Below are 22,342 nucleotides of genomic sequence, written 5' to 3'. Positions count from 1 at the left end.
TGCCGGACAGCATGTCGGTGACGGGGCTGGAAAGCGGTCCGTACGCTGGTCGCACCCCCGCCCCGTGAGCGATCAGAGGTACCGAACGTGTCCGTGCAGCCCACTCCCGACCCCGTCGCCGGTGCCGCCGTCAAGGCCGCGGACCGTGCGCATGTCTTCCACTCGTGGTCCGCGCAGGGCCTGATCGACCCGCTCGCGGTCGCGGGCGCCGACGGCGCGTACTTCTGGGACTACGACGGCAACCGCTACCTCGACTTCTCCTGTCAGCTGGTGAACACCAACATCGGCCACCAGCACCCCAAGGTCGTGGCCGCGATCCAGGAGCAGGCCGCCACGCTGTGCACCATCGCCCCGGGCTTCGCCGTGGACGTACGTTCCGAGGCGGCCCGGCTGATCGCCGAGCGCACCCCCGGCGACCTCGACAAGATCTTCTTCACCAACGGCGGCGCCGAGGCCGTGGAGAACGCGGTCCGGATGGCCCGGCTGCACACCGGCCGCCCCAAGGTGCTCTCCGCCTACCGCTCGTATCACGGCGCCACCTCCACCGCGATCAATCTGACCGGTGACCCGCGCCGCTGGCCCTCCGACTCCGCCTCGGCCGGAGTGGTGCACTTCTGGGCGCCGTTCCTCTACCGCTCGCCCTTCCACGCCGAGAACGAGGCCCAGGAGTGCGAGCGCGCCCTGCGCCACCTCGAGGACACCATCGCCTTCGAGGGCCCGCAGACCATCGCCGCGATCGTGCTGGAGACCATCCCCGGCACCGCCGGGATCATGGTCCCGCCGCCCGGCTATCTGCCCGGTGTCCGCGAGATCTGCGACCGGTACGGCATCGTCTTCGTCCTCGACGAGGTCATGGCGGGCTTCGGGCGCACCGGCCGCTGGTTCGCCGCCGAGCACTTCGATGTCACCCCCGACCTGCTGACCTTCGCCAAGGGCGTCAACTCCGGCTATGTGCCGCTGGGCGGTGTCGCGATCTCCGCCGCGATCGCCGCCACCTTCGACCAGCGGCCCTACCCCGGCGGTCTCACCTACTCCGGCCACCCGCTGGCCTGCGCCTCCGCCGTCGCGACCCTCAACGCGATGGCCGAGGAGGGCATCGTGGAGAACGCCGCCGCCATCGGCGAGAACGTGATCGGCCCGGGGCTGCGCGAGATCGCCGAGCGCCATCCGTCGGTGGGCGAGGTGCGCGGTACGGGCGTCTTCTGGGCGCTGGACCTGGTGAAGGACAAGGAGACCCGCGAGCCGCTGGTGCCGTACAACGCCAGTGGCCCGGCCAACCAGCCCATGGCCGACTTCGCGGCCGCCTGCAAGCGCGGCGGTCTGTGGCCCTTCGTGAACATGAACCGCACCCATGCGGTGCCGCCGTGCACCATCACCGAGACAGAGGCCAAGGAGGGCCTGGCCGTCCTGGACGAGGCGCTGTCGGCGGCCGACGCCCACACCGGCTGACACCGGGCGCGCGTCCGCACCGGCTGACACCGGGCGCGCGTCCGCACCGGCTACCGGCGTCCACACGGATTGACCACGGAAGACGCCCCGCGGTCACGGATGACGTCGTTTGGGCACCCGGTGCAGGCCACCGCCGCACGCAGGGCACTGGGCGCAACGGCCCTCGCATATCGTGATGCGAGGGCCGTCCGCTTACCGGTGATCACGACGGCCGCGGAAGGAGACGGTCGATGCCCGTGCGCGGCACCAGCCCGGTCAAGCGGAACACCCTGCGGCAGCAGATCGCCGAGGCGCTCTGCGACGAGGTGCTCGCGGGCCGCCTCCCGGCCGGCCGTCAGTTCACCGTCAAGGAGATCGCCGACCAGTACGGCGTTTCCGCGACACCCGTCCGCGAGGCCCTGCTCGACCTGTGTTCGCAGGGGCTCCTGGAGGTCGAGGAACACCGCGGCTTCAAGGTCCACGAGTACACCATCGAGGACTTCCGGCACATGGTCGACGCCCGCACGATGGTCGTCGAGGGCGTGTTCCGCCACTACGTCGACCGGACGCTGAGTTCCATGACGCAAGCGGCGCTGGCCTCGGTGCGGCGCCGGGCCGAGGAGGCCGAGCGCGCCGCCCGCTCCGGCGACCTCGACATACTGATCGGCTACGACCTGCGCTTCTGGCGCGAGATCTGCGGACTGGTCGGCAACCCGTACATCCTGGACTTCCTCCAGCGGCTGCGGGTGCAGACCTGGGTGTTCACCGTGCCGTACCTGCGCCGGGTGCCCGATCTGCGCGGGCTGCTGTGGGCGGGCCACTGCGAGCTCACCGCGGCGGTGACCCGGGGCGACCCGGCCACCTCCGAGCGGCTGATCGCGGGGTACAACGCCCACGTCCGGACCCTGATCGAGCGGCTGGCGGGGGAGTCGGAGGCGAGCTGACCCGGCGCTCCGCCCGGGGCGCCGACGGAGTGTGACGCAGAACACGCAACGCCGCGGGGGTCCGAGGCGGTCCCCGACGCGTGCCACCTTCTTCGCTCAGCCCCGCCGCGGGCCGCCGACCGACGCCGACGCGCGCCCCGGACACCGTCGAACTGACGGTTGTGGTGCCCGCGTACAACGAGGAGCACCGGCTGCCCCGGACCCTCGACGCGATCTGCCGCTATCTGCGGTCCTCGCCCGGCCGTCACGCGGGCTGGGAGGTCATCGTCGTCGACGACGGCTCCACGGACACCACGGCCGACACGGTCCGCGAGGCCGCGGCCGCCGAACCCCGGATCCGACTGCTGGGCCCGCCACCGGGCACCGCCCCCGCGGCCCCCTTCGCCCGCAACCACGGCAAGGGCCACGCCGTACGGCTGGGTGTGCTCGCCTCGCGCGGCCGCCGGGTGCTGGTGACCGACGCCGATCTGGCCACCCCCATCGAGGAACTGGCCGGGCTGCACGACCGGCTCGACGAGGGCTACGCCGCCGCCATCGGCTCCCGCGCCCACCACCCGGAGTCCGGCCCGGCGGTGCGCCGCCACCCCCTGCGGCAACTGCTCGGCGAGGCGGGCAACCGGGTCATCCGGGCGGTGGCGGTGCCCGGGGTCCGCGACACCCAGTGCGGTTTCAAGCTCTTCGACGGCGACCGGGCGCGCGCGGCCTTCGGGCGGTCCCGGCTCGACGGCTGGTGCATCGATGTGGAGATCCTGCGGATGTTCCACGGCGCGCGCTGGCCGGTCGCCGAGGTGCCCGTCCGCTGGGCCCACCAGCCCGGCTCCAAGGTCGGCGCGCTGGACTACGCCCGGGTGCTGCGGGAGCTGGTGCGGTTGCGGGCGGCGGGGGCGCTGGAGCGGATCCGGGCCGCCGACCGGGCCGTGGTGCTCGGCTATCTGCTGGTCTCCGTGGTGCTCTTCCACGGGCTGTGGCGCGATCCCCGCCACCGCTACCTCATCGACGGCGGACAGGACCAGAACCAGTGGGAGTGGTTCTTCGCGGTCACCGCCGACAACGTCTTCGCGCTGCGCGATCCGTTCTTCACCACGCTCCAGAACGCCCCGTCCGGTGTGAACCTCATGGCGAACACCACCATGCTCGGACTCTCCGTGCCGCTCGCGCCCGTCACCGCCGTGTTCGGCCCGGCCATGACCTGGGCGCTGGTGCTGACCGCCGGACTCGCCGCGACCGCCGCCGCCTGGTACTGGCTGCTGCTGCGGCGCTTTGTGACGTCCCGCCGGGCCGCGGCGCTCGGCGGTGGGCTGTGCGCGTTCGCCCCGGCGATGGTCTCCCACGCCAACGCCCACCCCAACTTCGCGGTGCTGTTCATGATGCCGCTGATCGTGGACCGGCTGCTGCGGCTGTGCGAACCGGGCGGCCGCACCGTGCGCGACGGGGTGATCCTCGGTCTCTTCCTCACCTACCAGGTGTTCCTGGGCGAGGAGGCGCTGCTGCTGGCCGCCCTCGGGCTGCTGTTCTTCGCCGTGGGCTACGCGGTCGTACGCCCCGGCGTGGCCCGCGCCGTCCGCGGTCCGCTGCTGCGCGGGTCCGCCGTCGCCGGTGGCGTCGCGCTGGTGCTGCTCGCCTATCCGCTGTACCGGCAGTTCTTCGGCGCCCAGTCCTACGCGAGCGTGCTGCACGGCCCGGCGGGCAATCCACCGGGCGCGCTGGTGGAGTTCGCGGGCCGCTCGCTCGGCGGCGATCCTGCCACCGCGGACGGGCTGGCACGGGGCCGCACCGAACAGAACGCCTTCTTCGGCTGGCCGCTGCTGGCCCTCACCGCCGTGGTGGTGGTGTGGCTGTGGCGGGAGCCGCGGGTCCGGGCGCTGGCGTGGACGGCCTTCGCGACGGTGGCGCTGTCCCTGGGGCGTTCGTTCCCGGTGCCGGGGACGGACTGGACCTGGCCCGGGCCGTGGTGGCCGCTCGCCAGGCTGCCGCTGCTGGAATCGGTCATCGAGTCGCGGGTGGCGATGGCCGCGGTGCCCGCGCTCGGCATTCTGCTGGCCCTCGCCGTCGACCGGCTGGCGGACGGGAGCCGGGACCGTGCGCTGCGGATCGCCGGGTGGGCGGCGATCGCCGCCGCCCTCCTGCCGGTTGTGCCCACCCCGCTGACCACCACCGACCGGGCCACCGTGCCCTCGTTCGTCGCCGACGGCCTCTGGCGGCGTTACCTCCCCGAGGGCCGCACCCTCGTCCCCGTCCCGGTGCCGGACCCCGCGCACGCGGAGCCCCTGCACTGGCAGACCACCGCCGGCCTCCGCTTCCCGCTGGCCGGCGGCTACTTCAACGGCCCCTACGGACCGCACCGGACCGGGATCTACGGTCCGGTGCCCCGCTACACCTCCGCCCTCCTGAGCTGGGTGGAGCGGACCGGGGCCGTGCCGGAGGTCGGCCCCGCCGAGCGCCGCGCCGCGGCGGAGGACCTGCGCCACTGGCGCGCGGGCGCGGTCGTGCTCGCCCCGCAACCGGCCGACGGGGCGCTGCGTGTCTGTGTGGAACGGCTGTTGGGGCGGCCGGGCCGGTGGATCGGGGGTGTCTGGGTCTGGACGGTCCCGGGCCGGTCCGGGGAGGGGGTGAGCGGGGGAACGTGAGCGGGAGCGAACCTGGGCCCGGGTCCGCGGCCGGGTGGTCCGGGCCGCGGACCGGGGCCGACGCGGAGCTGGAGGAGACGTACACCGCGTACGTCTCCGCGAGGCTGCCCGCGCTCCGCCGGATCGCCCATCTGCTGTGCAGGGACCCGCACCGCGCCGACGACGTCGTGCAGACCACGCTCACCAAGCTGTTCGTGCACTGGCGGCGGGCCCGCGCCGCCACGGACACGGACCGCTATGTGCACACCATGCTGATGCGCTGCTTCCTCAACGAGCAGCGGCTCGGCTGGGCGCGGGTACGGCTGTCCGGGGCGCCGCACGAGACCCCGGGGCTGCCGCCCGCCATCGGGGGACCGGACATCGAGACGCGTACGGTCGTGCACACCGCGCTCTCCCGGATCCCGGCGCGGCAGCGGGCGGTGCTGGTCCTGCGGTTCCTGTGCGATCTGCCGGTGGCGGAGGTGGCCGGGATCCTCGGCTGTTCGGAGGGCACCGTGAAGAGCCAGTCCGCGCGCGGCCTCGTCCGGCTGCGGGCTCAGCTCGGCGGTCAGCTGCCCTCGTCCGTGACGACCGCGGGGAAGACCACTGCGGGGAAGACGGCTTCGGGGAAGACGGCCTCGGGGAAGGGGAAGGAGTAGCGGCCATGCGTGACGACGAGTTGGAGCGGGAGGCCGACCGGCTGCTCGCCCCGCTGCGCGGCCTCGAACCGGGGGCCGGTGCGCCCGGCGTCGATGTGGCCGGTGCCGTACGGCAGGGGCGGCGCCGGATGCGCATCCGCCGGGTGGCGGTGCCGGCGGTGGCGGCGCTCGCGGTGGTGCTGGTGGCGGTGGTGTTCGCCCTGGCCGTACGCACCCTGCCGGGCGGCAGCGGCACACCGCCCGCGAACCGGGTGCCGGGCACCGGCGCGGCGACATCGGACCGGCGCGACGCGAGCGGAAGCCCGAGCGGCTCGCCGGACGAGTCACCCACGGCGTCGCCGTCCGAATCGTCCACCGAGCCGACGCCGACGGACACCCCGAGCGGCTCCAGCGGCTCCCCATCGTCCGGCCCTACCGACAGCCCGGACCCCTCCGACACCAACTCCCCCTCCGGTACGGGCTGAGGCCGGGCCTGCCCGGGGCCCGGTGGACAGCACTCTTCGCGCGGCGTACGCGGGGCACTACGCTGGGCCGACCACCGACCGTACGGATACGAGAGAGAGATCGCGTGGCATGTGACCTCTGGCTGGTCCCGCTCGTCGATGTGTTGTGCCACAGCCCCGACAATCCCTTCGCCGAGGAGATCGCCGCGTACGACAAGGCACTCGGTGAAGCCGGTCTGCCGCCCGTGCCCGTCTTCGGCTATATGCCGGGTCTGTCGGGGGATGTCGCCCCGGTCGCGGGCTTCGACTACGACGCGCTGCACTTCCTGCGCCGCGCCCACATGCTGCAACTGTGCGGACTCGCGGTGACGCCGGTCGACGAACTCGGCGGCGACTACGAGCAGTTGCTGGAGATGTTCGAGTCCACCGCCCAGCAGTCGCATCTGGTGTGGCACTACGACCACGCGGGTGCCTATGTCCCCGTCGATTTCCAGAGCCCGCTGTCCAACGACGAACTCCTCGAGGGCGGCGGTCCGCTGGGCTCCAGCCACGGGCTGCTGCGCGAACTGGAGGCGGTCGCCCCGGCGCTGGGCATCGACGCGTCCAACCCCCCGCCCGCCCCGGCGCCCCCGTCCCGGCCCACCAGCCTGGAGGAACCGGCCGTCCCGGTCCCGTACGAGGACGGCCCGTTCGCCCGGGAACGCCATGTGTGGCTGGGGCTGCACGCGGCGGCGACCCGCAGTCTGGGGCAGGGCTCGATGATCGTGTTCAGTTAGGTCCCGTAGGTCCCGTAGCTCCTGTAGGTCCTGTCCTCCACAGGCCGCTCACCGGGGCGGCTCGGGAGGCCGCTGCCGCGGCATATTGGGCCGGGTGCTGGGCGGCAGCGGAAAGCGACTGGTGGGGCTCCCGCTGTCCGGGCGGGAGCCCTGGCCCACCAGCGACTGGCTGAACAGCGGCGCCGAACCGGAGCCGAAGTCCACCATCCAGCCCGAGGTCTCGGTCCGCACCAGCTCGGACACGTCCTCGCAGAACCGCCGCAGCACCGAGAGGCATCGCTCCACGGCCTCGCTCGCGGTGCCCTCGGTCGGGCCCAGCACCTCCCGTACGCTCTCCGACGCCCAGTCGAACTGCAACACCTCCAGCCGCCGCTGCACGGCCTGCGCCGTGGCCATGTCCCGCATCCAGCCCGAGGTCAGCCCGAAGAACCGGTCGGCGCCGACGCAGGCGACGGCCAGCAGCAGCGCGAACGCACCCCATCCGGCACCGCGGTCGAGTACCCCGGTCAGATCCAGCAGCGGCAGCGCCGCCCCCACCACCGCCCCGGCCGCGGCCCCCACCCGCAAACCCTGCGCGGTCCGCCGCTTCCACAGCCGGTCGGCGAGATACCACTCGGCCACCCGCAGCGCGCCCTCCTCGACCCACTGGTACACCTCGTCGAGGCGCTCGGCGGGCTCGCCCCAGTCGCCGTGCGGGAAGGGCCGACCGAGCAGGTCCCCCTGCTTCCTCGCACCCTCCTGCCGAGGGAGCCCCTCGGGCTGCATCTCCGGCTGACTCACCCGTGCACTCCCTCTGCGGCGGCGTATCTCTGGCGCGCGGCTGATGCGCGGCCACCATTCCTACCGCCGAACGGCTGGCCACGCGGACGGGATGACGGGATTTCCGCCCATTAGTGGTGGCACATCGGATATAGGCACCCCGACCCCCTCACCCGAAAGAGTGCCCCCGACCCCTGGCGCCGCCCCTCACCACGCCGCGCTCGGTGCCCGGCGGCCCCCGCAACCCCCGCATCCGGACCCCGCCGGACCCGGCTCGGCCGCGGACGGTGACCCCGAACCGGTCCCACAACCGCCGCAGCTCCCACAGCGAGACGGCGGTCACCGACAGCGGCCCGCCCAGCAGGAAGCAGAGGCTGACCACCTCGCTGAGGCACGCCGTGAGAAGGCGGCAGTCTATGGCGCGTCGATCCACCAGGCCCCAGGCGCGGCCGAGTCCGCGGCGCGTCACTGGTCGTCCTTCGTGCACAGTTCGGCCCAGACCCGCTTGCCCCAGCGGAGCGGATCCGCTCCCCAGCGGTCGGATACGGCCTCGACGATCGCCAGACCGCGTCCGTGCTCATCGTCGGGGGAGGCGGTGCGCTGCGTGGGCCTGGTGCGGGACTTGTCCAGCACGGTCAGCCGTACCCGGCAGGGCTCGGGGCGGGAGACGGTCACCCGCACTAATCGGCTGCCGCTGTGCTCCACGGCGTTGCCCATCAACTCCGAGATCACCAGCGCCGCCTGGTCGGCCAGCTCGGCCAACTGCCAGGTGTCGCAGGCGGCTCGCGCCAAGAGCCGGGCCCGGCGGGCCGATTCGGGTGCGCAGGGGAGGGTCTTGCTGTATGTGCCCATCGCGGACATAGGGGCTCCGGCGGCAAAGAGTGCTCGTGTTTCGTTGCCGCAGAATGCCCTGGTCAGAGCTTAATCAGCAAGGTTGAAACCACAATTCGCATAAAGAAGAACATGCGTTCCATCGACTTGAATACCGGGGCAATGCCAAACTGCACCCGAGTCGCCGTCAGGCGCACCATGGAGGGGAAATAAGCACCATGCCAAATGTCCGCGCGCAGCCAACTCTGCGCAGGCGCCGCCTCGGTGAGGCGCTGCGCACCTACCGCCGCGAGGCCGGGATGAGCCTGGACCGGGCCACCGAGGCGATGGGCTGGGACGAGAGCAAGCTGTCCCGTATCGAGAACGCCAAGGCGCGGATGCCTCCGCAGTACATCGGGAAGCTGCTGAAGCTGTACGGCGTGACGGATCCCGAGATCGTGACCGCGCTGATCGACCTGGCCCGGGACGCCGGAAAGCAGGGCTGGTGGCGGGCGTACGGCGATGTCGTCGGCCTGTCGTACAAGGACTACCTGACACTGGAGTCCGACGCCGAGAGCACGCACATCTACGCGTCAGGCTTGATTCCCGGTCTGCTCCAGACCGGTGCGTACGCACGAGAGATCATCGCGGCGCTCGCCATGACCCACACGACGGAAGAGGTGATGGCCCTCGCGGAGGTCCGCAAAATGCGGCAGGCCATCCTCACCCGACCGGACAAACCGATGAAGCTGTGGGCCGTCATCCATGAGGCCGCGCTGCATCAGCGCTTCGTCTCGTACCCGTCGCTCATGCGTGAGCAGCTTCGGCATCTGCTCGACATGGCGGATCTGCCCAGCATCACCATTCAGATCATGCCGCTGAACTCGACCCCACACCCCGGGATGCTCGGGCTCTTCGAAGTGGTGCGCTTCCCGCAACCCTGGCCCACCGTGGTCAACATCGAGAACATCCAGGGCGGCTACTTCGTGGAGGGTGCCGAGGACGCGAAGCTCTTCGAGATGGCGTTCGAACGTATCGTCGCGGCGGCGCTCTCTGTGGATGATTCTCGGGAGACCATCACGCATCTGCTGGAGAGGAACACAACGTGAGCACCACGGACCGCAAGGACGACCTCTATGCCATAGACCTGAGCGGGGCGCGGTGGCGCAAATCCCGATTCAGCAATGGTGGCAACCAATGTGTGGAGATCACCGATCTCCCCGGCGGCGGCGTCGCCCTCCGCGACTCCAAGAACCCCGACTTCCCGGCGCTCCGCTACACGGCCGCCGAGTGGGACGCCTTCCGCAAGGGCGTACTGTCCGGCGAGCTGTAGACCGCCGAGGAGCCGTGTGCAGAGGTGTATGTAGGTGTACACTAGATTCATGTCGGCTACATATCCCATCGCGGAAGCGCGGGGGCGGCTTGGCGACCTCGCTCGCCGAGCCGCCCAGCACGAGCACATCACCCTGACCGACCGTGGTGTCCCCACAGCGGTCCTCATCTCACCGGCCGAGCTCGAAGACCTTGAGGATGCCCTCGCGCTCACCCGCATCGAGCGCGATCGTGCTCTGGGCCGCAGCGAGACCCCCATCCCCCACGACGAAGCCCGCCGCGCACTCCTCGATGCTGCCGGGAGGGACGTGTGACCTGGCGGGTTACGTGGGAACCCGCAGCCCTCAACGCCGCAGCCGGTTATCTCAAAGATGACCCCCAGGGTGTCGACGCCCTTCTGCGTGCCACCGACCAACTGGCCGAGAACCACCGGCCTGAAGGGTCCCATCCATGGGGCACCGAGCACCGTCGTCTTCGCCACGGCCCCTGGCGCATCCTCTACCGTGTCGACCCGGACGCTCACGCCCTCCACATCGAACACGTCGGCCGTGCCGGCGGCTGACCGGCTGCGAGGGCGCCGGGAGGGGCTGACGTGCTGATCCGAGCCGGGAACGGCTGCCCCGAAGGGCAGCCACACACCGCCCAGGCCGTAGGGTGCATACCGTGAAGGTCCTCGTCATCGGCGGCGGCGCCCGCGAACATGCCCTGTGCCGCGCACTCTCTCTCGACCCCGACGTCACCGCACTGCACTGCGCCCCCGGCAACGCCGGCATCGCCGAGGTCGCCGAGCTGCACGCCGTCGACGCCCTCGACGGCGGTGCCGTCGCCGACCTCGCCACCGCGCTGGCGGCGGACCTGGTGGTCATCGGCCCCGAGGCCCCGCTGGTCGCGGGGGTGGCCGACGCCGTGCGCGAGCGCGGCATCCCGGCCTTCGGGCCGTCCGGCGAGGCCGCGCTGCTGGAGGGCTCCAAGGCGTTCGCCAAGGACGTGATGGCGTCCGCGGCCGTCCCCACCGCCCGCTCCTACGTCTGCACCACCGCCGCCGAGGTCGACGAGGCCCTCGACGCCTTCGGCGCCCCTTATGTCGTCAAGGACGACGGTTTGGCCGCGGGCAAGGGCGTCGTGGTGACCGGCGATGTCGAGACCGCTCGTGCACACGCTCTGGCCTGCGACCGCGTGGTGATCGAGGAGTTCCTCGACGGCCCCGAGGTCTCCCTCTTCGCGATCACCGACGGGGAGACCGTCGTCCCGCTCCAGCCCGCCCAGGACTTCAAGCGCGCCCACGACGGCGACGAGGGCCCGAACACCGGCGGCATGGGTGCGTACTCCCCGCTGCCCTGGGCCGACCCCAAGCTGGTGGACGAGGTCATGACCACCGTGCTCCAGCCCACCGTGGACGAGCTGCGCCGCCGTGGCACGCCGTTCTCCGGGCTGCTGTACGCGGGTCTGGCGATCACCTCGCGCGGGGTGCGCGTGATCGAGTTCAACGCGCGCTTCGGCGACCCCGAGACCCAGGTCGTCCTGGCCCGGCTGAAGACTCCGTTGGCCAGGGTGCTGCTGGCCGCCGCCACCGGCCGTCTGGCCGCCGAGCCCCCGCTGCGCTGGAGCGACGACGCGGCCGTGACGGTCGTCGTGGCCTCCCACAACTACCCGGATACGCCGCGCACGGGTGACCCGATCACCGGACTGGCGGACATCGCGGAGCAGGACGCCCCCGCGGCGTATGTGCTGCACGCGGGCACCAAGCGGGACGCCGCCTCCGGCGCCGTGGTGAGCGCGGGCGGCCGGGTGCTGTCCGTCACCGCGACCGGACCCGACCTGGTCACCGCGCGGGAGCGGGCGTACCGGGCGGTGGGCCGGATCGGTCTCGAGGGCTCCCACCACCGCACCGACATCGCCGCGCGGGCGGCGTCGGACACCGGCTCCGGCTGAGCGCGCGACGCTTCGCACGGCCCTCGCCACGGGGCGGCACAGCGGGATCGAATTCGCAATCGCGGGGTTCCCGGTTTTGCCCAAGGCCATTCCATTGGGTGAGCGGTTCCCCATCCTGCTGACGCACGCCCGGCCCCCAACTAATGTGCCGCTCAGGCGAGGTGCGGCAACTGGCCCACCGGCATTGCGATGCCGACGGCCAGTGCGAAAGTGGGGGTTGAAGACAACGCCGCCGTCGTCCGCCGTTCACAAACCGGCTGGACCGTAGGGGGTGATGAGAACCGTGGCAGGTCCCGAAGCAGGTGCACTGGCGGCACGCGCCCGTGCCCTCGCGGTACTGCGGATCCGGAGCACCGCGCTGGCGGTCGCGCTCCTCCCGGCGGCCGCGGCCGTCGTGCTGCTGGCCGGCAGCGCCATGGGCCGCATCGGCGGTTCGCACGACGAGGGCTGGACCGCGCTGCGCTGGACCGTGGTCGGCGGCGCCCTGCTGGTCCTGCTGCTGGCGGCGGCGGTGGCCGCCGTGATCGTCCGGGCCAAGCCCGCGTTCACCCCCACGGTGCCCATCGCCGAGGAGACCGCCCCCGATCTGTACCGGCTGGTCCGCGATCTGGCCGAGCGCCTGGAGGTGCCGGCGCCCTCGGCGATAGCGCTCACCCCGGACTGCGACAGCTGGCTGGAGGACCGTACGCATCCCGCCTACGCCTCCCGCCGGGGGCGGCGGGACCGCGGCGCCCTCTCGGCCGACGGGACCCGGTCCGCACCGCAGACGGACGGCCTGCCCGGGGCACCGGGCCCGGCGGGTGACGACCGGCTCACGGACCGCCGTGAGCACCGCGCCCCGCAGGCCCCGGTGCTGGTCATCGGCTCGCCGTTCCTGTGGTGGATGCGCGTCGCCGAGCTGCGGGCGCTGCTCGCGCCCGTGGTGGCGGGCACCGGCCCGTCCGTCCACCCCGACATAGCCGCCGCCCGGCGCTTCGTCCGGGGCCTGGACGCCGCAGTGGCCGTCGCCACCCGCGGCGGCGACACCGCGTCCGCCGCTCCGTACGGCTCGGGGCCCGGCCGCGGCCCGCGGCCGGGGTCCGCGCCCGCCGCCGCGGCGGCGCTCGGCCGGGCGGTGCGCCGTCCCGCGTTCGCCTTCGTCGGCTGGGTCGCCCGGCTGCTGCTGCGCGGCTGCCGGGACCACGCCGCCCAGATGGAGCGCGCGGTCGCCGCGGCCGCCTCCGAGCGCGCCCAGGCGGTCGACTACGGTCTGCGGATCGTCGCCCAGGAGCAGGTGGGGCTGGCCTACGCGGGCTGGGACCGGCTGCTCACCCGGGTCGCCCTGCCCGCCTGGCGGATGGGCCGCTGGCCCTCCAGGCTGGACGCGGGCGTGGTCTCCGCCCTCACCGAGCTCTCCCGCCGGGACCGGCTGGCCGAGGGGTTCGCCTCCCGGCTGAGCGAGCGGCCCGCCTGCGATCTGCTGGAGGAGCCGGGGCTGATCGACGAGGCCACCTCGCTGCTCGCTGCCCGTCTCTTCCACGGCGGACCGCCGGAGCCGGGCCCCGACTGGTCCCCGGTGGACTGGGGGAAGTACCCGGAGGAGGTCGTCGACCGCAAGTGGCGGCTGGAGGCCGCCCGGCTGCACCGGGTCCTGGACGAGCGGTCCGGGACACCGGGCACCCCACCGGGGCCCGCGGGCCCGCCCGTCCCGCCCACGCTCGCCCGGGTCATCGAGCGCCTCACCACCGGCGACGGCCAGGGGGCCGGGCCGGGCGCGCGGGAGCGCACGGCGGACAGCGGCCCGGAGCTCGCGGCCCGGCTCAGTGTGGAGCTGGCCCGGGAGGAGGCGGTCCAGCAGGAGGCGAGCCGGGCGCATCTGGCCCGTACGGCGGGGGAGGGCGCCGGAGCGGGCGGCGGCGATCCGTGGATCGACGGGTTCGCCCCGCTGTTCCCGCTCCAGCCGCCCCGCACCGGCCGTGAGCTGCTCACCGACCATGTCACCGCGATGGTCTGCTGTGCCGCGGTCGACACCGCGGGCGCCAGCCCGGGCCTGGACTGGCTGGACGGGCCCGCGCTGCTGGTGGGCGGACGGCGCCGCGCGGATCTGGCGCATCCGGTGCTGAGCCTGGTCGAGGACGGGGACGCCGAGCCGCTGCGCGTCTGGCTGGGTGAGGTGGGGGTGCGCCCGGAGAAACCGGTGCGCCTGGTGTGACCGGCGAGTGCCTGTGACCGGTCAGGGCCGCTGTCCCGGTTGGGCACGCGTTCCGTACCCCGCCGTCCGTTCGATTCTCGTTCCAGCAAATTAGCGACTATGGGTGACGGGATGGGTGCGTAATGTGATGTGCTGGGACCGGTCGCTGTCACCCGGCCCAGCGGACCGGCCCACAGGCCCGGTCCACCGACCGGCCGCACAGCCCGGCCCACAAGGCCGGACCGCGAGGGCACGGTGCGCGAGGGCAGCGAGGCGAGCCGCCGCCGGGGTACGCAGGGAGGGGAGCAGGGGATGGGGACGGACCAGATCCGGCGCTGGGAGTCGGGCGCACTGGCCCACGCGGTGACGGATCCTTTCGGCCAGGGTCCGCTGCCCTGGCTGCGTGGCAGCGAGAACTACTTCGACGACACCGGCCAGGTGGTCCCGTGGTACGTGGACCACGTCCACACCCCCGGCGCCATCGACCGGGCGATCGACCGGACCGCGCTGCGGACCCGTGACCGCCGCCCCGCCCGGGTCCCCGGCCCCCGGACCGCCGATGATGTCCACCGGCAGATCAAGGGCTTCACCTCGGCCTCCGCCGCGGCCCCCGGTGAGGCCATCGACTTCCGCATCACGGTCGACCCGCCCCAGCAGTTCAGCGTGGACATCTACCGGATCGGCCACTACGGCGGCGACGGCGCCTCGAAGATCACCACCAGTCCGCGGCTGTCCGGCATCGTCCAGCCCGCCCCGCTCACCGCCGACCGCACCGTCTCCTGCCACCACTGGTGGCTGTCCTGGCGGCTCCAGATCCCCTCGTACTGGAAGCTGGGCGCCTATGTCGCGGTGCTCACCACCGCCGACGGCTACCGCAGCCACATCCCCTTCACCGTCCGCGACACCCACCCCGCCGATCTGCTGCTGGTCCTCCCGGACTTCACCTGGCAGGCGTACAACCTCTATCCGGAGGACGGCCGCACCGGCGCCAGCCTCTACCACGCCTGGGACGAGCGGGGGCGGCTGCTGGGCGAGTCGGAGGCCGCGGTCACGGTCTCCTTCGACCGGCCGTACGCGGGCGCGGGTCTTCCGCTCCACGTGGGCCACGCCTACGACTTCATCCGCTGGGCGGAGCGTTACGGCTACGACCTCGCCTACGCCGAGACCCGCGATCTGCACGCGGGCGGCGTCGACCCCACCCGTTACCGCGGACTGGTCTTCCCCGGCCATGACGAGTACTGGTCGGCGCCGCTGCGCCGCACCGTCGAACTGGCCCGCGACAGCGGCACCTCGCTGGTCTTCCTCTCCGCCAACACCATGTACTGGCAGGTCGAGCTGGCCCCCTCGCCCTCCGGTCCGGACCGCCTGCTGACCTGCCGCAAGCGCCGCGGCCCCGGCCGCTCCGCGCTGTGGCGCGAAGCGGCGCCCGAACAGCAGCTGATCGGCATCCAGTACGCGGGCCGGGTGCCGGAACCGCGTCCGATGATCGTGCGCAACGCGGACCACTGGCTGTGGGAGGCCACCGGCGCCGTGGAGGGCGACGAACTGCCCGGTCTGGTCGCGGGCGAGGCCGACCGCTACTTCCCGCGCACCTCGCTGCCCGAGCACGACGGCCGGATCCTGCTGGCCCACTCCCCGTACCAGGACACCGAGGGGGCCACCCGGCACCAGGAGACCTCCCTCTACCGGTCCCCCAGCGGCGCCCTGGTCTTCGCCTCCGGCACGTTCGCCTGGTCACCGGCGCTGGACCGGCCGGGCCACCGGGACGAGCGGGTGCAGCGCGCCACGGCCAATCTGCTGGACCGCATCTGCAAGCGGGTGTGAACGGGTGCGAACGGGCGCGCGGGGGTGGGCCGGGTCCGGACACGGCCGTGACGTGCGGCAGAATCGAGGTGGCTTGGACAAAACCACCAGGAGGAAGCGTGTCCGGATTCGTCGAGAAGCCCGATCCGGTGGAGGTCCCGGGCCTTGAGCACCTGCACACCGGCAAGGTGCGCGACCTCTACCGGAACGAGCGGGGCGATCTGGTGATGGTCGCCAGCGACCGCATCTCCGCCTACGACTGGGTGCTGCCGACCGAGATCCCCGACAAGGGGCGGGTGCTCACCCAGCTCTCCCTCTGGTGGTTCGATCTGCTGGCCGACCTGGCCCCCAACCACGTGCTCTCCACCGAGCTGCCCGCCGGGGCCCCCGCCGACTGGGAGGGCCGCACCCTTATCTGCCGGTCGCTGGAGATGGCCCCGGTCGAATGCGTCGCGCGCGGCTATCTGACCGGATCCGGCCTGGCCGAGTACCGCGAGACCCGTACGGTCTGCGGACTCGCCCTCCCCGAGGGGCTGACCGACGGCTCCGAACTACCCGCCCCGATCTTCACCCCGGCCACCAAGGCCGAGGTCGGCGAGCACGACGAGAACGTGGCGTACGAGGAGGTGGCCCACCGGATCGGTGCCGAGCCCGCCGCCCAGCTGCGCCAGGCCACCCTCGCGATCTACGCCCGCGCCCGCGACATCGCCCGCGAGCGGGGCATCATCCTGGCCGACACCAAGTTCGAGTTCGGCTACGCACCGGCGACGCTGGGCGCGGCGGGCGCCGAGCCGGTCCTCGCCGACGAGGTGCTGACCCCGGACTCCTCCCGCTTCTGGCCCGTCGACTCCTGGCAGCCCGGCCGCCCCCAGCCGTCCTTCGACAAGCAGTTCGTCCGCGACTGGCTGTCCTCCCCGGCCTCCGGCTGGGACCGCCACGGCGAGCAGCCGCCGCCCCCGCTGCCGGACGAGGTCGTGGAGCGTACGCGGGCGAAGTACCTCGAGGCGTACGAGCGGCTGACCGGCAACCGCTGGTCGTAGCGGCGTGACGCCGATCGCGTTGCCCGCTCACCACCCGGGCAGCGCGATCGGAGAGTGTGGCGCACCACACAGAAGGGGCCCCGGTCGATACGACCGGGGCCCCTTCTCACGGAGCGGACGACGAGGCTCGAACTCGCGACCTCAACCTTGGCAAGGTTGCGCTCTACCAACTGAGCTACGTCCGCAGGCGCCGCACATGCCGTACGGCGCGCCTCTACTATAACCAAACCCCCGGCGAGGGAACTACCTCGCCTCCGACGTGCTCATTTCTTGTTCTTGGACACGTTCAGCGCGATGGCCGCCACGATCACGATGGCGACGACCCAGATGATCACGGATGACGACGTCATGGCTGTCACCTCCTTCCGTATGCGAACGCCTCCAGAGTTACAGCCAGCCGCGCTCCCGTGCCATCTGCGCCGCCGCGTGACCGTTCTCCGCGGAGGGCTTCATGACGGCCGACGCGAGGTAGTTGCGCACCGTCCCCCGGGAGAGCGCGGCCCGCCGCGCGATGTCCGCGATCGACGCCCCGTCCGCCGCCAGGTCCCGGTAGGGGTCGTGGCCGGGCACCCGCACCTCGCCGCCGGTCGGGGCGGCCAGCCCCTCCAGCAGCTCGACGGTGGAGGTCGTGCCCGCGCCGTTCGTACCCAGCAGGGCGAACAGCTCGGCCCCGGGCCACCTCGAAGGAGACTCCCCGTACCGCGTCGAAGCCCTGGGCCCCGGCGGGGCCGTACCTCCGCCGCAGTCCTCTCGCCTTGAACGCGCTGTCACCGCTATGCATGGCTCCAGGCTTCCACCGCCCCGGGGCCGCGGACCGTGCGAGCTGTCACGGGCCGCGATGACATATGTCATCGGGCGTACGGCGGCCGCCCGCTGAAAACGGCTCAGGCCCCGGTCGATTCGACCGGGGCCTGACCTGAATGGAGCGGACGACGAGATTCGAACTCGCGACCCTCACCTTGGCAAGGTGATGCTCTACCAACTGAGCCACGTCCGCATGCCTCCGACCGGCTTTCACCGATCGGCGCGTGCATCACTCTACCTGATCCACCGGAGTGGATCGGTGAACGATGAGAGCGGGTGACAGGGATCGCACACTGCGCCTCCCCCTTGGAAAGGGGGCGCTCTACTACTGAGCTACACCCGCATGGTGTTGTCCTCGGGGTTTTGCCTTCCGGCTCGGCCCCTCGGCGTGCTCCAGACTCTAGCGGATCACCCGGGGTGCTGTGCAACTCGGCCGAACGGGTCGGTCAGCCCGCCTCGTTGAACGCCTCGTAGACCTTCTTGGGGATCCGGCCCCGCGGCGGCACCTCCATGCCGTGCGACCGTGCCCAGGCGCGCACCGCGGCCGGGTCCGGGGCGACGGAGGTGCGGCGGTAGGTCTTCCCGGAACGGGAGCGCTTGCGGCCGGCCTCGACGTATGGGGCGAGAACATCGCGCAGTTTCTCCGCGTTGCCTGCGTTGAGGTCGATCTCGTACGACCTGCCGTCCAGCCCGAACGCGACCGTCTCCTCGGCATCCCCTCCCTCGATGTCATCAGAGAGCGTGACTACTACGCGCTGCGCCACGGATATCGGTCCTTTCGGGCTGCATCGTTGCGTTGACGTGCAAAGACGACAGCTGTCCAGTTGTAAGCGAACAATGCTTTTTCATTTGTACAGCGGACGACAATGCATTGTGAAGCCCCGGTAATTCTGTCCGCGTGTCATGTCGCAATGGGGACCATACGTTTTCCCTGGTTCTTTCCGCAGCTGTTGCCCGTGACGATGCTTAAACGTGACCGAAGGGTTCCCTGGTTCGCGCTATCTACTCGCGTAGATTTTTCCTCGGGGTAGGCTTGGGCCACCGCCTTACGCACCAGCACCACACCACCGGGAGTGCCAGTGGCACGCGTCGTAGTCGACGTCATGCTCAAGCCGGAGATCCTCGACCCCCAGGGCCAGGCGGTGCAGCGAGCACTGCCCCGCCTCGGATTCGAGGGGATCGCCGACGTCCGTCAGGGCAAGCGCTTTGAACTCGAGGTGGAGGGCCCGGTCGACGACGCCGCCCTCGCCCGTATCCATGAGATCGCCGGGACCTTCCTCGCGAACACCGTGATCGAGGACTTCTCCGTGAAGGTCGAGGTCGGCGACGGTGCCGACACCGCTGCCGCCGTGAAGGCGGAGTCGTGACCGCACGCGTCGGAGTCATCACCTTCCCCGGCACGCTCGACGACCGCGACACCCAGCGCGCGGTCCGCGCCGCGGGTCTGGAGGCGGTGCCGCTGTGGCACCGCGACAAGGATCTGCAGCAGGTCGACGCGGTGATCCTGCCGGGCGGCTTCTCCTATGGCGACTATCTCCGTGCCGGAGCGATCTCCCGCTTCTCGCCGGTAATGGCGTCGGTCATCGACCAGGCGAAGGCCGGTATGCCCGTCCTTGGCATCTGCAATGGCTTCCAGGTTCTCACCGAGACCCATCTGCTGCCGGGCGCGATGCTGCGGAACAACCATCTGCACTTCATCTGCCGCGACCAGAAGTTGCGAGTGGAAAACGCGGAGACCGCCTGGACCAGCGCCTACGAGCAGGACCAGGAGATCAACATCCCGCTGAAGAACATCGACGGCCGCTATGTCGCCGATGAGCGGGTCCTCGATGAACTCGAGGCAGAGGGCCGGGTCGTCTTCCGCTATCAGGAGATGAACCCCAACGGCTCCCTGCGCGACATCGCCGGCATCTCCAATGCCGCGGGCAATGTCGTCGGCCTGATGCCCCACCCCGAGCACGCCGTCGAGCCGCTGATCGGCACCGGTCGCACCGACGGTCTCGGTTTCTTCACCTCGATCCTCAAGAGGCTGGTCAGCGCATGACCCTCGACACCACCAAGCACGCGGCGCAGACCCCGGACGCCGAGCAGCCCTGGGCCGAGCTCGGCCTCAAGCAGGACGAGTACGAGCGCATCCGCGCCATCCTCGGCCGCCGTCCCACCGGCGCCGAGCTCGCCATGTACTCCGTCATGTGGTCCGAGCACTGCTCGTACAAGAGCAGCAAGGTCCATCTGAAGCAGTTCGGCGAGAAGGCCCCGGAGAACGACGCGCTGCTCGTCGGCATCGGCGAGAACGCGGGTGTGGTCGACGTCGGCCAGGGCTACGCGGTCACTTTCAAGGTCGAGTCGCACAACCACCCCTCGTACATCGAGCCCTACCAGGGCGCGGCCACCGGCGTCGGCGGCATCGTCCGCGACATCCTCGCCATGGGCGCCCGCCCGGTCGCCGTCATGGACCCGCTGCGCTTCGGCGCCGCCGACCACCCCGACACCAAGCGGGTGCTGCCCGGTGTGGTCGCGGGCATCGGCGGCTACGGCAACTGCCTGGGTCTGCCCAATATCGGCGGCGAGGTCGTCTTCGACCCCTGCTACCAGGGCAACCCGCTGGTCAACGCGTTGTGCGTGGGTGTGATGAAGCACGAGGACATCCACCTGGCCAAGGCGTCCGGCACCGGCAACAAGGTCATCCTCTACGGCGCCCGCACCGGCGGCGACGGCATCGGCGGCGTCTCCGTGCTGGCCTCGGAGACCTTCACGGATCCATCAGCGGCAGGCGCCGCGGGCAGCAAGCCCGCCAAGCGCCCCGCGGTCCAGGTCGGTGACCCCTTCCAGGAGAAGCTGCTCATCGAGTGCACCCTGGAGATCTTCAAGGAGAACCTGGTCGAGGGCATCCAGGACCTCGGCGGCGCCGGGCTCTCCTGCGCCACCAGTGAGCTGGCCTCGGCCGGTTCCGGCGGGATGCGGGTCGAGCTGGACACCGTGCCGCTGCGTGACTCCTCGCTCTCCCCCGAGGAGATCCTGATGAGCGAGTCGCAGGAGCGCATGTGCGCGATCGTGAAGCCGGAGAAGGCGGACCGCTTCCTGGAGATCTGCGAGAAGTGGGACGTCATCGCCACCGTGATCGGTGAGGTCACCGAGGGCGAGCGGCTGGAGATCTACTGGCACGGCGAGCAGATCGTCGACGTCCCGCCGCGCACCGTCGCCCACGAGGGCCCGGTCTACGAGCGCCCCTACGCCCGTCCCGAGTGGCAGGACGCGCTCCAGGCCGACGACGCGGCCAAGCTGCCGCGCCCGGCGACCGGCGAGGAGCTGCGTGCGCAGGTGCTCCGGGTGATCTCCTCGCCCAACCAGGCGTCCAAGTCCTGGGTCACCGACCAGTACGACCGCTTCGTCCAGGGCAACACGGTGCTGGCCCAGCCCGAGGACTCCGGCATGGTCCGGGTGGACGAGGAGACCGGGCTCGGTGTCGCCGTCGCCACGGACGGCAACGGCCGCTACGCCAAGCTGGACCCGTACACCGGCGCACAGCTCGCGCTCGCCGAGTCGTACCGCAATGTGGCCGCGTCCGGCGCCAAGCCGCTGGCGATCTCCAACTGCCTGAACTTCGGCTCGCCGGAGGACCCCGCGGTCATGTGGCAGTTCGCGGAGGCCACCCGCGGTCTCGCGGACGGCTGCCAGACCCTGGGCACCCCGGTGACCGGCGGCAATGTCTCGCTGTACAACCAGACCGGCGAGGTGGCCATCCACCCGACCCCGGTGGTGGCCGTCCTCGGTGTGATCGACGACGTGACGCGCCGTACCCCGATCGCGTTCGCGGAGGAGGGCCAGCTGCTCTACCTCCTCGGCGACACCGCGGAGGAGCTCGGCGGTTCGGCCTGGTCGCAGGTGATCCACGACCATCTCGGCGGGCTGCCGCCCAGGGTGGACCTGGAGCGTGAGCGGCTGCTCGCCGAGATCCTGATCTCGGCCTCGCGCGACGGCATGGTGGACGCGGCGCACGACCTCTCCGATGGCGGTCTGATCCAGGCGCTGGCCGAGTCGTGTCTGCGCGGCGGCAAGGGCGCCCGGATCGTGGTCCCCGCCGGGACCGACCCGTTCGTGCTGCTCTTCTCGGAGTCCGCGGGCCGGGCGGTCGTCTCGGTGCCGCGCAGCGAGGAGGTCCGTTTCAACGACATGTGCGGCGCCCGCGGGCTTCCGGCGGTACGGATCGGCGTGGTGGACGGCGACGCGATCGACGTCCAGGGGCAGTTCTCGCTCCCGCTGGCCGAGCTCAGGGACGCGTACGAGGCGACGATCCCGGGTCTGCTGGTCTGACGGATCCCGTCGCGGGGCCCGTAACCGCCTGGTACGGCCCCGTCCTCCGCAGGGCAGGGGAGGACGGGGCCGTACGTCCGGCCGGTCAGCCCAGCCAGTACGCGTCGAAAGCGTCGAGGTCCTCGACGCACTCCTCCATGTCGGAGATCTTTCCCCCGAGGACGGTGATGTACTGAGCGCCCTTCATGGCGAAGCTGCGGCTTCCGTCAGCCTTCCGCGCGGTGTAGCGGTAACCGAAGATCACATGCCCTTGGCCGTCGGCCGTCAGCAACTCGGGCTCGATTCCCTTGCTGCTGCCGTCCGCCCGGCCCCAGTCGCGGTACAGCCGGAGGACGTCCTCCACGCCCTTGTGGGTGCCGGACAGCGGGTTACTGCCGGGCACGTGGTGGACGACGTCCGTGGTCATCATCGTGGACAGGGTGTTCAGGTCGCCCCGGGTGAACGTGTCGAACGCCTTGCGCACCAGGGCACAGTCCGGATGCTCGCCCATGGTGATTCACACCTTTCTTGCGGATAGAGTCC

22 protein-coding genes, 3 tRNA genes and 2 pseudogenes are annotated in these 22,342 nt (G+C 71.6%); 17 read left to right on the top strand and 10 right to left on the bottom strand.

Annotated features, from left to right (window positions below; genetic code table 11):
* Positions 1-87: 87 nt before the first annotated feature.
* The 6 genes from HUT19_RS18875 to HUT19_RS18850 all read left to right on the top strand — a co-directional run bounded on the left by HUT19_RS18875 (position 88) and on the right by HUT19_RS18850 (position 6,856).
* Positions 88-1,449, top strand: a complete 1,362-nt coding sequence (locus HUT19_RS18875; protein WP_176181609.1) for an aspartate aminotransferase family protein — start codon at positions 88-90, stop codon at positions 1,447-1,449.
* 230 nt (positions 1,450-1,679) lie between these two features.
* Positions 1,680-2,372: a GntR family transcriptional regulator gene (locus HUT19_RS18870; protein WP_176181608.1), complete on the top strand. Its 693-nt coding sequence runs from the start codon at positions 1,680-1,682 to the stop codon at positions 2,370-2,372.
* A gap of 161 nt (positions 2,373-2,533) precedes the next feature.
* Positions 2,534-4,999, top strand: coding sequence for a dolichyl-phosphate beta-glucosyltransferase (locus HUT19_RS18865; protein ID WP_254886185.1), 2,466 nt, complete (start codon positions 2,534-2,536; stop codon positions 4,997-4,999).
* The gene (locus HUT19_RS18860; protein WP_254885646.1) at positions 4,996-5,637 is read left to right on the top strand and encodes a SigE family RNA polymerase sigma factor; all 642 of its coding nucleotides are present in this window, start codon (positions 4,996-4,998) and stop codon (positions 5,635-5,637) included. Before HUT19_RS18865 ends, HUT19_RS18860 begins: the two co-directional genes overlap by 4 nt.
* A 5-nt stretch (positions 5,638-5,642) precedes the next feature.
* Entirely contained in the window at positions 5,643-6,101 is a 459-nt protein-coding gene (locus HUT19_RS18855) for a hypothetical protein (protein WP_176181606.1), read from the top strand.
* Positions 6,102-6,205: 104 nt separating this feature from the next.
* The gene (locus HUT19_RS18850; RefSeq protein ID WP_176181605.1) at positions 6,206-6,856 is read left to right on the top strand and encodes a hypothetical protein; all 651 of its coding nucleotides are present in this window, start codon (positions 6,206-6,208) and stop codon (positions 6,854-6,856) included.
* Positions 6,857-6,904: 48 nt separating this feature from the next.
* On the opposite strand, the gene HUT19_RS18845 is transcribed toward HUT19_RS18850, so the two are convergent.
* The 3 genes from HUT19_RS18845 to HUT19_RS18835 all read right to left on the bottom strand — a co-directional run bounded on the left by HUT19_RS18845 (position 6,905) and on the right by HUT19_RS18835 (position 8,467).
* On the bottom strand, positions 6,905-7,636 hold the full coding sequence (locus HUT19_RS18845) for an SLATT domain-containing protein (protein WP_254885645.1): 732 nt from the start codon (positions 7,634-7,636) through the stop codon (positions 6,905-6,907).
* A gap of 148 nt (positions 7,637-7,784) precedes the next feature.
* Positions 7,785-8,084 (bottom strand): hypothetical protein, encoded by a 300-nt coding sequence (locus HUT19_RS18840; RefSeq protein WP_176178455.1) that lies wholly within the window; start codon positions 8,082-8,084, stop codon positions 7,785-7,787.
* Complete coding sequence (locus tag HUT19_RS18835; RefSeq protein WP_254885644.1) at positions 8,081-8,467, bottom strand: ATP-binding protein; 387 nt, start codon at positions 8,465-8,467, stop codon at positions 8,081-8,083. Before HUT19_RS18835 ends, HUT19_RS18840 begins: the two co-directional genes overlap by 4 nt.
* Before the next feature lie 197 nt (positions 8,468-8,664).
* Between HUT19_RS18835 and HUT19_RS18830 the strand changes: the two genes are divergently transcribed.
* From HUT19_RS18830 to HUT19_RS18795, 8 genes are all read left to right on the top strand, one after another.
* Complete coding sequence (locus tag HUT19_RS18830) at positions 8,665-9,534, top strand: helix-turn-helix transcriptional regulator (RefSeq protein ID WP_176181603.1); 870 nt, start codon at positions 8,665-8,667, stop codon at positions 9,532-9,534.
* A complete protein-coding gene (locus HUT19_RS18825; RefSeq protein WP_176181602.1) occupies positions 9,531-9,758 on the top strand; it encodes a DUF397 domain-containing protein in 228 nt (75 codons plus the stop codon). Before HUT19_RS18830 ends, HUT19_RS18825 begins: the two co-directional genes overlap by 4 nt.
* Positions 9,759-9,807: 49 nt before the next feature.
* Positions 9,808-10,071, top strand: coding sequence for a type II toxin-antitoxin system prevent-host-death family antitoxin (locus HUT19_RS18820; RefSeq protein WP_176181601.1), 264 nt, complete (start codon positions 9,808-9,810; stop codon positions 10,069-10,071).
* The gene (locus HUT19_RS18815) at positions 10,068-10,319 is read left to right on the top strand and encodes a type II toxin-antitoxin system RelE/ParE family toxin (protein ID WP_176181600.1); all 252 of its coding nucleotides are present in this window, start codon (positions 10,068-10,070) and stop codon (positions 10,317-10,319) included. The genes HUT19_RS18820 and HUT19_RS18815 overlap by 4 nt, the downstream gene beginning before the upstream one ends.
* 101 nt (positions 10,320-10,420) lie before the next feature.
* Positions 10,421-11,689: a phosphoribosylamine--glycine ligase gene (purD, locus tag HUT19_RS18810; RefSeq protein ID WP_176181599.1), complete on the top strand. Its 1,269-nt coding sequence runs from the start codon at positions 10,421-10,423 to the stop codon at positions 11,687-11,689.
* Between the two features lie 274 nt (positions 11,690-11,963).
* On the top strand, positions 11,964-13,880 hold the full coding sequence (locus HUT19_RS18805; RefSeq protein WP_176181598.1) for a hypothetical protein: 1,917 nt from the start codon (positions 11,964-11,966) through the stop codon (positions 13,878-13,880).
* A gap of 291 nt (positions 13,881-14,171) precedes the next feature.
* Positions 14,172-15,683, top strand: a complete 1,512-nt coding sequence (locus HUT19_RS18800) for a N,N-dimethylformamidase beta subunit family domain-containing protein (RefSeq protein ID WP_176181597.1) — start codon at positions 14,172-14,174, stop codon at positions 15,681-15,683.
* 98 nt (positions 15,684-15,781) lie between these two features.
* On the top strand, positions 15,782-16,702 hold the full coding sequence (locus HUT19_RS18795) for a phosphoribosylaminoimidazolesuccinocarboxamide synthase (protein ID WP_176181596.1): 921 nt from the start codon (positions 15,782-15,784) through the stop codon (positions 16,700-16,702).
* Between the two features lie 112 nt (positions 16,703-16,814).
* Here the strand turns inward: HUT19_RS18795 and HUT19_RS18790 are convergent.
* The 6 genes and pseudogenes from HUT19_RS18790 to HUT19_RS18765 form a co-directional block, all read right to left on the bottom strand.
* Positions 16,815-16,887: transfer RNA gene (locus HUT19_RS18790), tRNA-Gly, on the bottom strand.
* Between the two features lie 202 nt (positions 16,888-17,089).
* Positions 17,090-17,248: pseudogene (locus HUT19_RS44310) on the bottom strand (DNA-binding response regulator); the annotation flags it as partial.
* A pseudogene (locus tag HUT19_RS44305) lies at positions 17,237-17,483 on the bottom strand (ATP-binding cassette domain-containing protein); the annotation flags it as partial. The pseudogenes HUT19_RS44305 and HUT19_RS44310, both read right to left, overlap by 12 nt.
* Positions 17,484-17,623: 140 nt before the next feature.
* A tRNA-Gly gene (locus tag HUT19_RS18775) sits at positions 17,624-17,699 on the bottom strand.
* A gap of 78 nt (positions 17,700-17,777) precedes the next feature.
* A tRNA-Gly gene (locus tag HUT19_RS18770) sits at positions 17,778-17,849 on the bottom strand.
* A 103-nt stretch (positions 17,850-17,952) separates the two neighbouring features.
* On the bottom strand, positions 17,953-18,270 hold the full coding sequence (locus HUT19_RS18765; protein ID WP_176181595.1) for an Lsr2 family protein: 318 nt from the start codon (positions 18,268-18,270) through the stop codon (positions 17,953-17,955).
* Positions 18,271-18,585: 315 nt separating this feature from the next.
* On the opposite strand from HUT19_RS18765, the gene purS reads away from it, so the two are divergent.
* From purS to purL, 3 genes are read left to right on the top strand one after another with little or no spacing between them, the layout of a single operon-like run.
* Positions 18,586-18,873, top strand: coding sequence for a phosphoribosylformylglycinamidine synthase subunit PurS (gene purS / locus HUT19_RS18760; protein ID WP_176181594.1), 288 nt, complete (start codon positions 18,586-18,588; stop codon positions 18,871-18,873).
* Positions 18,870-19,550: a phosphoribosylformylglycinamidine synthase subunit PurQ gene (purQ, locus tag HUT19_RS18755; RefSeq protein WP_176181593.1), complete on the top strand. Its 681-nt coding sequence runs from the start codon at positions 18,870-18,872 to the stop codon at positions 19,548-19,550. The genes purS and purQ overlap by 4 nt, the downstream gene beginning before the upstream one ends.
* Complete coding sequence (purL, locus tag HUT19_RS18750) at positions 19,547-21,820, top strand: phosphoribosylformylglycinamidine synthase subunit PurL (protein WP_176181592.1); 2,274 nt, start codon at positions 19,547-19,549, stop codon at positions 21,818-21,820. The genes purQ and purL overlap by 4 nt, the downstream gene beginning before the upstream one ends.
* 85 nt (positions 21,821-21,905) lie before the next feature.
* Here the strand turns inward: purL and HUT19_RS18745 are convergent, their stop codons facing one another.
* A complete protein-coding gene (locus HUT19_RS18745; protein WP_176181591.1) occupies positions 21,906-22,310 on the bottom strand; it encodes a nuclear transport factor 2 family protein in 405 nt (134 codons plus the stop codon).
* Positions 22,311-22,342: the final 32 nt, after the last annotated feature.

The sequence above is a fragment of the Streptomyces sp. NA02950 genome (assembly GCF_013364155.1).
GTDB lineage: Bacteria > Actinomycetota > Actinomycetes > Streptomycetales > Streptomycetaceae > Streptomyces.
This window is presented reverse-complemented; position numbering and strand designations above follow the sequence as displayed.